Below are 13,717 nucleotides of genomic sequence, written 5' to 3' on the forward strand. Positions count from 1 at the left end.
CGCAATGACCTGGCTCCCCCACATCACCGTCGCCACCATCGTCGAAGACAACGGCCGCTTCCTGATGGTCGAAGAACTCAAGGGCGGCCGCGCCGTGCTCAACCAGCCCGCCGGCCATCTGGACCCGAACGAAACCCTGACCGAAGCTGCCGTGCGCGAAACGCTGGAAGAAACCGGCTGGGACGTGGAAGCTACCGGCATCGTCGGCATCTACCTGTACACCGCACCCAGCAATGGCGTCACCTATCAACGGGTCTGCTTTATCGCCAAGGCCCTGAGACACCGCCCGGACTATCAACTCGACGAAGGCATCCTGCGCGCCCGCTGGCTGACCCGTGACGAGCTGATGGCCGTGCGCGACGACTGGCGCAGCGAGCTGATTATCCGCTGCATCGATGATTATCTGGCCGGCCAATGCCACAGTCTCGAATTGATCCGCCCTTCTCTTTAGCCTTGCGGGCCCAGGCCTGCTAGAATCGCGTCCTTTTTCAAGACACCCGTTGAAACCCTATGCGTGATTCAGCCCCTTCTGACACACAAAAGAAGCGCGTCATCGTCGGCATGTCCGGCGGCGTGGACTCTTCCGTTTCCGCCGTTCTGCTCATGGAGCAGGGTTATGAGGTGGAAGGCCTGTTCATGAAGAACTGGGAAGAAGACGATGGAACCGAATACTGCACCGCCATGGACGACCTCGCGGACGCCCAGGCCGTGTGCGACAAGATCGGCATCAAGCTGCACACCGCCAACTTCGCCGCCGAGTACTGGGACAACGTGTTCGAGCACTTCCTGGCCGAATACAAGGCCGGCCGCACGCCGAACCCGGACATCCTGTGTAACCGCGAAATCAAGTTCAAGGCCTTCCTCGACTACGCCATGATGCTCGGCGCCGACCTGATAGCTACCGGCCACTACGTGCGCCGTCGCGATATCGATGGCCGCACCGAATTGCTCAAGGGCCTGGACCCGAACAAGGACCAGAGCTACTTCCTGCACGCCGTCGGTGGTGAGCAGATCGCCAAGACCCTGTTTCCGGTCGGCGAGCTGGAAAAGCCCGAAGTGCGCAAAATTGCCGAGAAACACGGCCTGGCCACCGCCAAGAAGAAAGATTCCACCGGTATCTGCTTTATCGGCGAGCGGCGCTTCAGTGATTTCCTCAAGCAATACCTGCCGGCGCAACCGGGCGAGATCAAGACCACCGAGGGTGAAGTGATCGGCCGCCACCACGGCCTGATGTACCACACCATCGGCCAGCGCCAGGGCCTGGGTATTGGCGGTTTGAAGGACGCCGGTGAAGAGCCGTGGTACGTGCTGGTCAAAGACCTGGAAAACAACGTGCTGGTGGTCGGCCAAGGCAACGAGCACCCGCTGCTGTTCTCCGGCGCCCTGCTCGCTTCCGAGATCTATTGGGTCAACCCTATCGACTTGAGCACCCCGCGCCGCCTGACCGCCAAAGTGCGTTATCGCCAGAGCGACCAGCCCTGCACCCTGGAAAAGACCGCCACCGGCTACCGTGCCACCTTCGATGACCCGCAGCGCGCGGTCACCCCTGGCCAGTCCGTGGTGTTCTATGACGGCGAAATCTGCCTGGGCGGCGGCGTGATTGAAGTCGCGCAAGCCTGGAGCAACCCGGCATGAGCCCGACCCAGGAGCAATTGACGGCCCTTGGCGGTGTCTTTCTCGCTGCGGTACTGGTGGACAAGATCGCCAAGACCGGCCAGGTCACTGAGGCCGGCCTGACCTGCATGCTCGGCAGCCTGCTGATCCGCGATCCCAAGGACACCCTTGAGGTTTACGGCGGTGACGACCTGGCCCTGCGTGAAGGCTATCGCGCCCTGATCGGCGCCTTGGAGCGCGACCCCAGCACTCTGCAGCGCGAACCGTTGCGCTATGCCCTGTCGATGCTCGGCCTTGAGCGCCAACTGGCCAAGCGCGACGACCTGCTGGACACCATCGGCAAGCGCCTGCCGCAGATCCAGTCCCAGGTAGAACACTTCGGCCCGGCCCACGAAAACGTGATCGCAGCCGTAGGTGCGCTGTACCAGGACACCTTGAGCACCCTGCGCCAGCGCATCCAGGTGCACGGCGACATGCGCAACCTGCAGCAACCCAACAACGCGTCGAAAATCCGCGCCCTGCTCCTGGCCGGTATTCGTTCGGCACGCTTGTGGCGCCAACTGGGCGGTCATCGCTGGCAGTTGGTGATCAGCCGACGCAAATTGCTCAAAGAGCTTTACCCGTTGATGCGCAACGAATAAGTCGCACCAGCAGGCTGTTTTCAAGCCATTACGCGTAATACGCCGGTCAGTTGGCGACGGACCGGCGGATTTTTTCATGTATGATACGCGCCCCATTTCGTTGCCCGACTGTCCGAGAACACCCCATGCAGCTCTCTTCGCTCACTGCGGTTTCCCCTGTTGACGGCCGCTACGCCGGCAAAACCCAGGCCCTGCGCCCTATTTTCAGCGAGTACGGCCTGATCCGTGCCCGTGTCCTGGTTGAAGTGCGCTGGCTCCAGCGCCTGGCCGCTCACCCCGCCATCAGCGAAGTGCCGGCGTTTTCCGCCGAAGCCAACGCTGTATTGAACACCCTGGCGGAAAACTTCTCCCTGGAGAACGCCGAGCGTGTCAAAGAGATCGAGCGCACCACCAACCACGACGTCAAAGCCATCGAATACCTGCTCAAAGAGCAAGCGGCCCAACTGCCGGAACTGGCCCAGGTCAGCGAGTTCATCCACTTTGCCTGCACCAGCGAGGACATCAACAACCTGTCCCACGCCCTGATGCTGCGCGAAGGCCGTGATGACGTGATGCTGCCGCTGATGCGCCAGACCGCCGAAGCCATCCGCGAGCTGGCGATCCGTTTCGCTGCCGTGCCGATGCTGTCGCGCACCCACGGCCAGCCGGCCTCGCCGACGACCCTGGGCAAAGAACTGGCCAACGTGGTGTACCGCCTGGAGCGCCAGATCGCCCAAGTCGCCGCCGTGCCATTGCTGGGCAAGATCAACGGCGCCGTAGGCAACTACAACGCCCACCTGTCGGCCTACCCTGAGATCGACTGGGAAGCCAACGCCCGCGCCTTCATCGAAGACGAATTGGGCCTGGGTTTCAACCCCTACACCACGCAGATCGAACCCCACGACTACATCGCCGAGCTGTTCGACGCGATTGCACGCTTCAACACCATCCTGATCGATTTCGATCGCGATATCTGGGGCTACATCTCCCTGGGCTACTTCAAGCAGCGCACTATTGCAGGCGAAATCGGTTCATCGACCATGCCGCACAAGGTCAACCCGATCGACTTCGAAAACTCCGAAGGCAACCTGGGTATCGCCAACGCCCTGTTCCAGCACCTGGCCAGCAAGTTGCCGATCTCTCGCTGGCAGCGCGACCTGACCGACTCCACCGTATTGCGCAACCTCGGTGTCGGCTTTGCCCACAGCGTGATCGCGTACGAAGCCAGCCTCAAAGGCATCAGCAAGCTGGAGCTCAACGAGCAGAAGATTGCCGCTGACCTGGACGCGTGCTGGGAAGTATTGGCCGAGCCGATCCAGACCGTGATGCGCCGCTACAACATCGAAAACCCCTACGAGAAGCTGAAAGAATTGACGCGCGGCAAGGGCATCAGCCCCGAAGCACTGCAAACTTTCATCGACGGCCTGGACATGCCAGCCGCGGCCAAGGCCGAGCTGAAGCTGCTCACCCCGGCCAACTACATCGGCAACGCTGTAGAGCAAGCCAAGCGCATCTGATCCAAGCAAGCTCCTTTGAGACGCCCGGCCGCGCCGGGCGTTTTTATTCCTGTCTTAAAAGTGCTTTTTTTCAATAGGTTACACATGAATCCTGATATCCCTCTTCAACTTCTGGGCGGCATCACGGCACGGGAATTCCTGCGCGACTACTGGCAGAAAAAACCGCTGCTGATCCGCCAGGCCATCCCTGACTTCGAAAGCCCGATCGACGCCGACGAACTGGCAGGCCTGGCCCTGGAAGAAGAAGTCGAGTCGCGCCTGGTGATCGAACACGGCGAGCGCCCGTGGGAACTGCGTCGCGGCCCGTTCGCCGAAGACGCTTTCAGCACCCTGCCCGAGCGCGAGTGGACCCTGCTGGTGCAGGCGGTCGACCAGTTCGTGCCGGAAGTGGCTGAGCTGCTGGAGCACTTCCGCTTCCTGCCGAGCTGGCGTATCGATGATGTGATGATCAGCTTCGCCGCGCCGGGTGGCAGCGTCGGTCCGCATTTCGATAACTACGATGTGTTCCTGCTGCAAGCCCAGGGCAAGCGCAACTGGAAGATCGGCCAGATGTGCAATTCCGAAAGCCCGTTGCTGCAACACGCCGACCTGCGCATCCTCGCAGAATTCGAAGAAAGCGCCGAATGGGTGCTGGAACCGGGCGACATGCTCTACCTGCCGCCGCGCCTGGCCCATTTCGGTATTGCTGAAGACGACTGCATGACCTATTCCGTGGGTTTCCGTGCACCGAGCGCCGCTGAAGTGCTGACCCACTTCACCGACTTCCTCAGCCAGTACCTGACCGACGAAGAGCGCTACACCGACGCAGACGCCCAGCCGGTCAGCGACCCGCACCAGATCCAGGGCGACGCACTGGACCGCCTCAAGGGCTTGCTCGCCGAGCACATGAGCGATGAGCGCATGCTGCTGACCTGGTTCGGCCAGTTCATGACCGAGCCACGCTACCCGGAACTGGTGGCCGGCGAAGAGTTGGGCGAAGAAGACTTCATCAACAGCCTGCAAGACGGCGCGATCCTGGTACGCAACCCGAGCGCACGCCTGGCCTGGTCCGAAGTGGACGACGATGTACTGTTGTTTGCCAGTGGCCAGAGCCGTTACCTGCCGGGCAAACTGCGTGAACTGTTGAAGCTGGTGTGCTCGGCCGATGCACTGCACAGCGAAAACCTGGGCGAGTGGCTGGCCGACGAAGACGGTCGCGACCTGCTGTGCGAACTGGTCAAGCAAGGCAGCCTGGGGTTCGCGGATGAATAGAATTCACGTAAGTGTCGCGGACTGGCGAAAGGATATCGACGAGATTCGGCGCATTCGTGAAGCGGTATTCATCGCTGAACAATCGGTCCCGCCTGAATTGGAGTGGGACGCGGACGATGCCAGCGCCATGCATTTTCTTGCATACGAAGGTGATTTCCCGATTGGCACCGCTCGATTGCTGCCCAGCGGCGAGATCGGTCGGGTATCAGTGCTCAAGGACTGGCGTGGGCTGAAAGTCGGCGACAAGCTGATGGAAGCGGTGATCGGCGAGGCGGTGAAACGCGGCCAGACCCGGCAATTCCTGAGTGCGCAGGTGTATGCGGCGCCGTTCTATGAGCGGCTGGGCTTCAAGATCGTCAGCGATGAGTTTCTTGAGGTCGGGATTCCGCATGTGGATATGGTGCGCGGGGACTGACCCGAGTCCGCGTCGCCTGCATCGCAGGCAAGCCAGCTCCCACACTGACCACATTCCAAAGGTTGTACTCGGTCAAGTGTGGGAGCTGGCTTGCCTGCGATAGCTATTTCAGCAACATCCTGAATGCCCTGCCTGCCAGGGCATTTTGCCGTCTACGATTCAACTTGCGCCCTGCCAGGCCGACAAACTGGCACTATCAAGCAAATGACTCGCAGAGATAACGGACATGTCCCTACGCACCCTGCTCACCGCCCTCGTGATGACCGTCAGCGCTTGCGCCATGGCCGCCACTGAAGTCGTCAACCTGAACAACCGCACCAGCGCCGACCTGCTGCCCGTGGCGCAGAACTTCATTGGCAAGGACGGCACCGTCAGCGCCTACGGCAACCAGCTTATCGTTAACGCTGAGCCCGCCAGGATCGAGGGCTTGCGCGCACTGCTCGGCCAATTGGATACACCGGCCAAACGTTTGCTGATCACCGTCGATACCAACGAGAACAACCAACAGAACAGTGGTGACAGCCAGACCCGCATCATCAGCTACGGCACTGCCAGCCGCGACGGTGGCGTGCAGCAGATCCAGGCCAGCGAAGGCGTGCCTGCGCTGATCCAGGTCGGCCAGAGCGTACCGCTGACCACCACGCAACAGGACAGCTACGGCCGTCTGCAAAACCAGACCCAGTATCGCAACGTCACCCAGGGCTTTTACGTGACCGCCAGCGTCACCGGCGAGACCGTACACCTGGCCATCAGTACCAACCGTGACCGCATGAGCCAGGAACGTCCCGATGTAGTGAACGTGCAAAGCACCGACACAACTGTCAGCGGCCGCCTGGGCGAATGGATTCCCCTGGCCGGCATCAATCGTGAAACCCAGGCGGACAAATCCTCTACAACCCGCAGCTACTCTACTCAGGGCCGCGATGACCTGACTTTACGGGTCAAGGTCGACACCCTGAACTGAAGCACCGAAAACTGACTGGCAAGTCGCATTAGACTAAAGATGTAGTGCCATAAAAAAAGCACTACAAAACATTTGACGAGCCAAAAAAGCATGGGCATGATGGCCTCGCTCCCGCTAATCAGGGGCCCTGGCAAGGGCCTTCGGATCGCCGCTCTAAGCTACCCACCTGAGCCGATTCGTGTCTGTACCGCCCACAAGGTGTGTTTGACGTTGGTTGCGACTGGAACGAAGTTGTCCCGAGGGACGGAAGCTAACCAGGTAACCCGGCTACACACTGATGGATCGTACAAAGGCCCACGACGCCCGAAGACCGTTCGCAGTTTGCCCTTACCTGCTCAACTCCCCCTTGAGCCCCATCGTTCATCCCGTCGCCTACCTCCGTCAGATTTGACTTGAACACCAAAGCTTCTGGTCAGCGAGCAATCCTACCCAGGCAACGAATGCCGGGCTGGCAAACGGATACTTCAAACAAGACGCGACGAGGTTTTTCCCCATGGCACTGACACGCGAACAGCAAATTGCAGCCCTTGAAAAAGACTGGGCTGAAAACCCACGCTGGAAAGGCGTGACCCGCGCTTATTCCGCTGCTGACGTCGTCCGCCTGCGTGGCTCGGTCCAACCTGAGCACACCTTCGCAAAACTCGGCGCCGAGAAGCTGTGGAACCTGGTCACTCAGGGTGCCAAGCCTTCTTTCCGTCCCGACAAAGATTTCGTCAACTGCATGGGCGCCCTCACTGGCGGCCAGGCAGTCCAGCAGGTAAAAGCCGGTATCCAGGCGATCTACCTGTCCGGTTGGCAAGTGGCAGCGGACAACAACTCCGCTGAATCCATGTACCCCGACCAATCGCTGTACCCGGTGGACTCGGTACCAACCGTGGTCAAGCGCATCAACAACTCGTTCCGTCGTGCCGACCAGATCCAGTGGAAAGCCGGCAAGAACCCAGGCGATGAAGGCTACATCGACTACTTCGCGCCAATCGTGGCCGACGCCGAAGCCGGTTTCGGTGGCGTACTCAACGCCTACGAGCTGATGAAGAGCATGATCGAGGCAGGCGCTGCCGGCGTGCACTTCGAAGACCAGCTGGCTTCGGTGAAAAAATGCGGCCACATGGGTGGCAAGGTACTGGTACCGACCCAGGAAGCTGTACAGAAGCTGACCGCCGCTCGCCTGGCCGCTGACGTTGCCGGTACACCGACCATCATCCTGGCCCGTACCGACGCCAACGCGGCAGACTTGCTGACCTCGGACTGCGACCCGTACGACCAACCATTCGTTACCGGCGAGCGCACCCAGGAAGGCTTCTATAAAGTGCGCGCCGGCCTCGACCAGGCAATCGCCCGTGGCCTGGCCTACGCGCCGTACGCCGATCTGATCTGGTGCGAAACCGCCAAGCCAGACCTGGACGAAGCACGCCGCTTTGCCGAAGCGATCAAGAAGGAATACCCGGACCAACTGCTGTCCTACAACTGCTCGCCTTCCTTCAACTGGAAGAAGAACCTGGACGACGCGACCATCGCCAAGTTCCAGCGTGAGCTGTCGGCCATGGGCTACAAGCACCAGTTCATCACCCTGGCCGGTATCCACAACATGTGGCACAGCATGTTCAACCTGGCGCACGACTACGCCCGCAACGACATGACCGCCTACGTGAAGCTGCAGGAGCAGGAATTCGCAGACGCCGCCAAAGGCTACACCTTCGTGGCGCACCAGCAGGAAGTGGGCACCGGCTACTTCGACGACATGACCACCGTGATCCAGGGCGGCACCTCGTCCGTGACCGCGCTGACCGGTTCGACCGAAGAAGAGCAGTTCCACTAAGTACCGCGTACACGGCCACTGCGGCCCCACGGAAGACCTAACCGCAGTGCCGCGCAACAATCACGCCCCGACTGGTTCGGGGCGTTTTTTTGGTGCGCCAGGCATGGCGCGTTGCGCGCAAGCGCAACCAGCTTGGCTGTGGTGGCCACGCTGGTGACTGGGAGGTGAAAGTCCTCTACACACCCGGCAAGGGGAAGTGTTAGCCAGAGGCAAGGGTGTCGCGGGTGACTGCGAATCTGAAGGAAGCCCGAGGCAAAATGCTGGCCTGACGAACAGGAAGCGGATAGAGGCGGCGCAGCGGGGTAAGAAGGCCAAAATCTTCAAAGCCCAATACTTGCACGGAACGCTGTGACGTAGATCCGACAGGCATAAGCAGGAAGGTCGCGCGAATTACCCTGGGAGATCTGCACGTTTGCCAGTGTGCTACCGAGCGTCGAGAGGCGATGGGATGAGCGTGCAGAAGTCAGCCGAAGCCGTAGTAAGTGGCGAATAACCGCGCCACCAAGGGCCGAACAGGTTATGCCGCCAGTAGGCGTCAGAGTCTCGTTGAATACCGAAATGCAGAAATTTCTCCAAGAGAAGACTGTGACTCCGAGTCCCGGACAGAATCCGAGGATGACGGCTGACAGCGCAAAGGTATCGACGGCATCTGTGACGTGGACGAACGCGGAGCCGGACACGCTGATGGCGCGGGTGCTTGCACCGGCCAACCTCAGACGTGCGTATCAGCGCGTGGTCAGCAACAAGGGCGCGCCGGGTGCCGATGGCATGACGGTCGACGACTTGGCGGACTACGTGAATCAGTATTGGCCGATCCTCCAGAGGAGGTTGCTGGCCGGCGAATACCACCCGCAAGGTGTACGCGCCGTCGACATCCCCAAACCCAAAGGCGGCACCCGACAACTGGGCATTCCCTGCGTCGTGGATCGCCTGATCCAACAGGCACTGCTGCAACAGCTCACGCCGATCTTCGACCCGCTGTTTTCGGATTACAGCTACGGCTTCCGTCCGGGCAGAAGCGCCCACCAAGCCATCGAGACAGCCCGCGCCCATGTGGCGGCAGGGCATCGCTGGTGCGTGGAACTCGATCTTGAGAAATTCTTTGACCGGGTCAACCACGATCTCCTGATGGCGTACGTGGCGCGCCAAATCGTAGATAAACGCGTGCTCAGACTGATCCGGCGGTACCTCCAAGCCGGTGAGATGTCGGGTGGGATCGCCAGCCGACGGCAGGAAGGGACGCCGCAAGGCGGCCCGCTCTCGCCGTTGCTGTCGAACATCCTGCTCAACGAACTCGACCGCGAGCTGGAACGGCGGGGTCATCGCTTCGTGCGTTATGCCGACGATGCGAACATCTATGTGCGCAGCCCTCGTGCTGGCGAACGAGTGATGGCCAGTGTTGAGCGCTTCCTGAATCAGCGCCTGAAACTAACGCTGAATCGGGATAAGAGCCGAGTAGCCGGGTCTTGGATGTGTGATTACTTGGGTTACGGGATGAGCTGGCATCAGCAACCGAGACTGAGAGTGGCGACGATGAGCCTGGGTCGCTTGCGCGACCGGCTCAGAGAGCTGCTACGTAAAGCGCGGGGCCACAAGGTGGCGACTGTCATCGAGCGGATAAACCCCGTGCTGCGCGGATGGGCGGGCTACTTCAAGCTGAGCCAGAGCAGACGGCCACTTGAGGAATTGGACGGCTGGGTGCGTCACAAGCTTCGCTGTATCGTCTGGCGTCAATGGAAGCGGCCCTCTACGAGGGCGCGCAACTTGATACGCTTGGGACTTAATGCGGCGCGGGCGTGGAAATCGGCAGTCAATGGCCGAGGCCCATGGTGGAACTCGGGAGCGCCCCATATGAATCAGGCGTTGCCGAAGAAGCTGTGGGACCGCCTCGGGCTGGTCTCGATACTGGATACGATAAACCGACTTAACCGTATAACCTGAACCGCCGTATACGGAACCGTACGTACGGTGGTGTGAGAGGACGGCGGATGTGAATCCGCCTCCTACTCGATCCTAGGAATCACCGAAAATCAAGGGTGGGAGCTGGCTTGCCTGCGATGGCGGTGGGTCAGAGGCAGGTGTTTCAGCTGATCAGCCGCCATCGCAGGCAAGCCAGCTCCTACATTGACCGCGCCCTATCCATAGTTTTTTGCTAAAAACATTGATCCAGAGCGGTATCCGCGCACATCCGATCGGTTAAAAGAACCGTTGCGACAACTAAGCGACACTCAAGCAAGTAACGGTAACTTCCCGCGCCACATGAGAAACACTCGCTTACACCCCACGCAAACAATATTCATTATCATTTAGCGCCTGAAAACTTCGTTACCGCTTAAACAAAACATAATTGATGAAAAGCCCGCTAATGCCCACGCCACAAGGGCTACAGCCCCAAGAAGGTGCACTATGTGCTTATTCCACCGAATAATTTCGCCCTGGGAATTTTACTTGCCCGGTGTTTAGCCATAAAATCACCGCGATTGATTGCAGTGCGACATATCGTCACTGCATCGTTACTTTTTCGAGCTCAGAGACCTTTGCTCTCTGTTAAGGATTTCCAGCATGACCGACGCGACAGGACTCATGGCCCACAACTGGGGCTTTGCCATTTTCCTTCTCGGTGTTGTAGGCCTCTGCGCCTTCATGCTTGGCGTCTCCAGCCTCCTCGGGTCAAAAGCCTGGGGCCGCAGCAAAAACGAACCGTTCGAATCCGGCATGCTACCTACAGGTGGCGCCCGCTTGCGGCTCTCAGCCAAATTCTATCTGGTCGCGATGCTCTTCGTGATCTTCGATATCGAAGCCCTCTTTCTCTTTGCATGGTCTGTGTCCGTCCGCGAAAGCGGCTGGACCGGATTCGTCGAAGCTCTCGTTTTCATAGCAATTCTGTTGGCAGGTCTTGTCTACCTGTTCCGAGTGGGCGCCCTTGACTGGGCTCCGGAAGCTCGTCGCAAGCGGCAAGCGAAGCTGAAACAATGAGGCTTTGGCAATGCAATACAATCTCACCAGGATCGACCCGGATGCTCCTAACGAGCTGTACCCCATCGGCGAACGGGAAACCGTCTCCGACCCGTTAGAAGACCAAGTCCACAAAAACATCTACATGGGCAAGCTGGAAGACGTGCTGAGTGGCGCGGTCAACTGGGGGCGTAAAAACTCCCTGTGGCCGTACAACTTCGGTCTTTCGTGCTGCTACGTGGAAATGACCACCGCCTTCACGGCGCCCCACGACATCGCGCGCTTTGGCGCCGAAGTGATCCGGGCCTCGCCGCGCCAGGCGGATTTCATGGTTATCGCCGGTACCTGCTTCATCAAGATGGCGCCGATCATCCAGCGCCTCTATGAGCAAATGCTCGAACCAAAGTGGGTTATCTCCATGGGTTCGTGCGCCAACTCCGGTGGCATGTACGACATCTACTCGGTCGTTCAAGGGGTGGACAAGTTCCTGCCCGTGGACGTCTACGTGCCTGGCTGCCCGCCCCGTCCCGAAGCGTTCCTGCAAGGCTTGATGCTGTTGCAGGAATCGATTGGCAAGGAGCGTCGCCCACTGTCCTGGGTGGTCGGTGATCAAGGCGTTTATCGCGCCGAGATGCCGTCTCAAAAGGAACAGCGCCGCGAACAGCGAATCGCAGTCACCAACCTGCGCAGCCCCGACGAAGTCTGATCCAGCCCGCTTCTTTTATAGAACGAAAACCTGGCTTCATTCTTTACGTTGACCGAAAGCGATAAAAAACCATGACTACAGGCAGTGCTCTGTACATCCCGCCTTATAAGGCAGACGACCAGGATGTGGTTGTCGAACTCAATAACCGTTTCGGCCCTGACGCCTTCACCGCCCAGGCCACACGCACCGGTATGCCGGTGCTGTGGGTGGCGCGTGCCAGGCTCGTCGAAGTCCTGACCTTCCTGCGCAACCTGCCCAAGCCGTACGTCATGCTCTATGACCTGCATGGCGTGGACGAGCGTCTGCGCACCAAGCGCCAGGGCCTGCCGAGCGGTGCCGATTTCACCGTGTTCTACCACCTGATGTCGCTGGAACGTAACAGCGACGTGATGATCAAGGTCGCCCTGAGCGAGAGCGACCTGAGCATCCCGACCGTGACCGGTATCTGGCCGAACGCCAGCTGGTACGAGCGTGAAGTCTGGGACATGTTCGGCATCGACTTCCCTGGCCACCCGCACCTGACGCGCATCATGATGCCGCCGACCTGGGAAGGTCACCCGCTGCGCAAGGACTTCCCTGCCCGCGCCACCGAATTCGACCCGTACAGCCTCAACCTCGCCAAGCAACAGCTTGAAGAAGAGGCGGCGCGCTTCCGCCCCGAAGACTGGGGCATGAAGCGCTCCGGCACCAACGAGGACTACATGTTCCTCAACCTGGGCCCGAACCACCCTTCGGCCCACGGTGCCTTCCGTATCATCCTGCAACTGGACGGCGAAGAAATCGTCGACTGCGTCCCGGACATCGGCTACCACCACCGTGGCGCCGAGAAGATGGCCGAGCGTCAGTCCTGGCACAGCTTCATCCCGTACACCGACCGTATCGACTACCTCGGCGGCGTGATGAACAACCTGCCGTACGTGCTCTCGGTCGAGAAGCTGGCCGGTATCAAGGTACCGGACCGCGTCGACACCATCCGCATCATGATGGCCGAGTTCTTCCGCATCACCAGCCACCTGCTGTTCCTGGGTACCTATATCCAGGACGTCGGCGCCATGACGCCGGTGTTCTTCACCTTCACCGACCGTCAGCGTGCCTACAAGGTCATCGAAGCCATCACCGGTTTCCGTCTGCACCCGGCCTGGTACCGCATCGGCGGCGTGGCCCACGACCTGCCGAACGGCTGGGAACGCCTGGTCAAGGAATTCATCGACTGGATGCCCAAGCGCCTGGACGAGTACCAGAAAGCCGCGCTGGACAACAGCATCCTCAAGGGCCGCACCATCGGCGTCGCGCAGTACAACACCAAAGAGGCCCTGGAATGGGGCGTCACCGGTGCCGGCCTGCGTTCCACCGGTTGCGACTTCGACCTGCGTAAAGCACGCCCGTACTCCGGCTACGAGAACTTCGAGTTCGAAGTACCGCTGGCGGCCAATGGCGATGCCTACGACCGTTGCATCGTGCGCGTCGAAGAAATGCGCCAGAGCCTGAAGATCATCGAGCAGTGCATGCGCAACATGCCGGCCGGCCCGTACAAGGCGGATCACCCGCTGACCACGCCGCCGCCCAAAGAGCGCACGCTGCAGCACATCGAAACCCTGATCACGCACTTCCTGCAGGTTTCGTGGGGCCCGGTCATGCCGGCCAACGAATCCTTCCAGATGATCGAAGCGACCAAGGGTATCAACAGTTATTACCTGACGAGCGATGGCGGCACCATGAGCTACCGCACCCGGATTCGTACCCCAAGTTTTGCCCACTTGCAGCAGATCCCTTCGGTGATCAAAGGCGAGATGGTCGCGGACTTGATTGCGTACCTGGGTAGTATCGATTTCGTTATGGCCGACGTGGACCGCTAA

General features: G+C 60.1%; 12 protein-coding genes. All 12 read left to right on the forward strand.

What is annotated here, in order from left to right; all coding sequences use genetic code 11:
* Nucleotides 1-4: 4 nt before the first annotated feature.
* The 12 genes from RHM69_RS08030 (at nucleotide 5) to nuoC (ending at nucleotide 13,717) form a co-directional block, all read left to right on the forward strand.
* Entirely contained in the window at nucleotides 5-451 is a 447-nt protein-coding gene (locus RHM69_RS08030; RefSeq protein WP_014718904.1) for an NUDIX hydrolase, read from the forward strand.
* A gap of 59 nt (nucleotides 452-510) precedes the next feature.
* Nucleotides 511-1,635, forward strand: a complete 1,125-nt coding sequence (gene mnmA / locus RHM69_RS08035) for a tRNA 2-thiouridine(34) synthase MnmA (protein ID WP_014718905.1) — start codon at nucleotides 511-513, stop codon at nucleotides 1,633-1,635.
* Nucleotides 1,632-2,255 (forward strand): high frequency lysogenization protein HflD, encoded by a 624-nt coding sequence (hflD, locus tag RHM69_RS08040; protein ID WP_019816713.1) that lies wholly within the window; start codon nucleotides 1,632-1,634, stop codon nucleotides 2,253-2,255. Before mnmA ends, hflD begins: the two co-directional genes overlap by 4 nt.
* 125 nt (nucleotides 2,256-2,380) lie before the next feature.
* Entirely contained in the window at nucleotides 2,381-3,751 is a 1,371-nt protein-coding gene (gene purB / locus RHM69_RS08045) for an adenylosuccinate lyase (protein WP_019816712.1), read from the forward strand.
* Between the two features lie 84 nt (nucleotides 3,752-3,835).
* On the forward strand, nucleotides 3,836-5,002 hold the full coding sequence (locus RHM69_RS08050; RefSeq protein ID WP_014718907.1) for a cupin domain-containing protein: 1,167 nt from the start codon (nucleotides 3,836-3,838) through the stop codon (nucleotides 5,000-5,002).
* The gene (locus RHM69_RS08055) at nucleotides 4,995-5,417 is read left to right on the forward strand and encodes a GNAT family N-acetyltransferase (RefSeq protein WP_019816711.1); all 423 of its coding nucleotides are present in this window, start codon (nucleotides 4,995-4,997) and stop codon (nucleotides 5,415-5,417) included. Before RHM69_RS08050 ends, RHM69_RS08055 begins: the two co-directional genes overlap by 8 nt.
* Before the next feature lie 226 nt (nucleotides 5,418-5,643).
* Nucleotides 5,644-6,381 carry a secretin N-terminal domain-containing protein gene (locus RHM69_RS08060; RefSeq protein ID WP_014718909.1) on the forward strand — a complete coding sequence of 246 codons (738 nt, stop codon included), beginning with the start codon at nucleotides 5,644-5,646 and terminating at the stop codon, nucleotides 6,379-6,381.
* A 493-nt stretch (nucleotides 6,382-6,874) separates the two neighbouring features.
* A complete protein-coding gene (aceA, locus tag RHM69_RS08065) occupies nucleotides 6,875-8,200 on the forward strand; it encodes an isocitrate lyase (protein WP_003174717.1) in 1,326 nt (441 codons plus the stop codon).
* A gap of 519 nt (nucleotides 8,201-8,719) precedes the next feature.
* Entirely contained in the window at nucleotides 8,720-10,141 is a 1,422-nt protein-coding gene (gene ltrA, locus RHM69_RS08070) for a group II intron reverse transcriptase/maturase (protein WP_011805433.1), read from the forward strand.
* A 621-nt stretch (nucleotides 10,142-10,762) separates the two neighbouring features.
* Entirely contained in the window at nucleotides 10,763-11,176 is a 414-nt protein-coding gene (locus RHM69_RS08075) for an NADH-quinone oxidoreductase subunit A (RefSeq protein ID WP_003192109.1), read from the forward strand.
* A gap of 10 nt (nucleotides 11,177-11,186) precedes the next feature.
* Entirely contained in the window at nucleotides 11,187-11,861 is a 675-nt protein-coding gene (locus tag RHM69_RS08080; protein ID WP_200599911.1) for a NuoB/complex I 20 kDa subunit family protein, read from the forward strand.
* Between the two features lie 71 nt (nucleotides 11,862-11,932).
* Entirely contained in the window at nucleotides 11,933-13,717 is a 1,785-nt protein-coding gene (nuoC, locus tag RHM69_RS08085) for an NADH-quinone oxidoreductase subunit C/D (RefSeq protein ID WP_005789116.1), read from the forward strand.

Origin of the sequence: Pseudomonas sp. CCI1.1, assembly GCF_034348165.1 — a bacterium.
GTDB lineage: Bacteria > Pseudomonadota > Gammaproteobacteria > Pseudomonadales > Pseudomonadaceae > Aquipseudomonas > Aquipseudomonas paracarnis.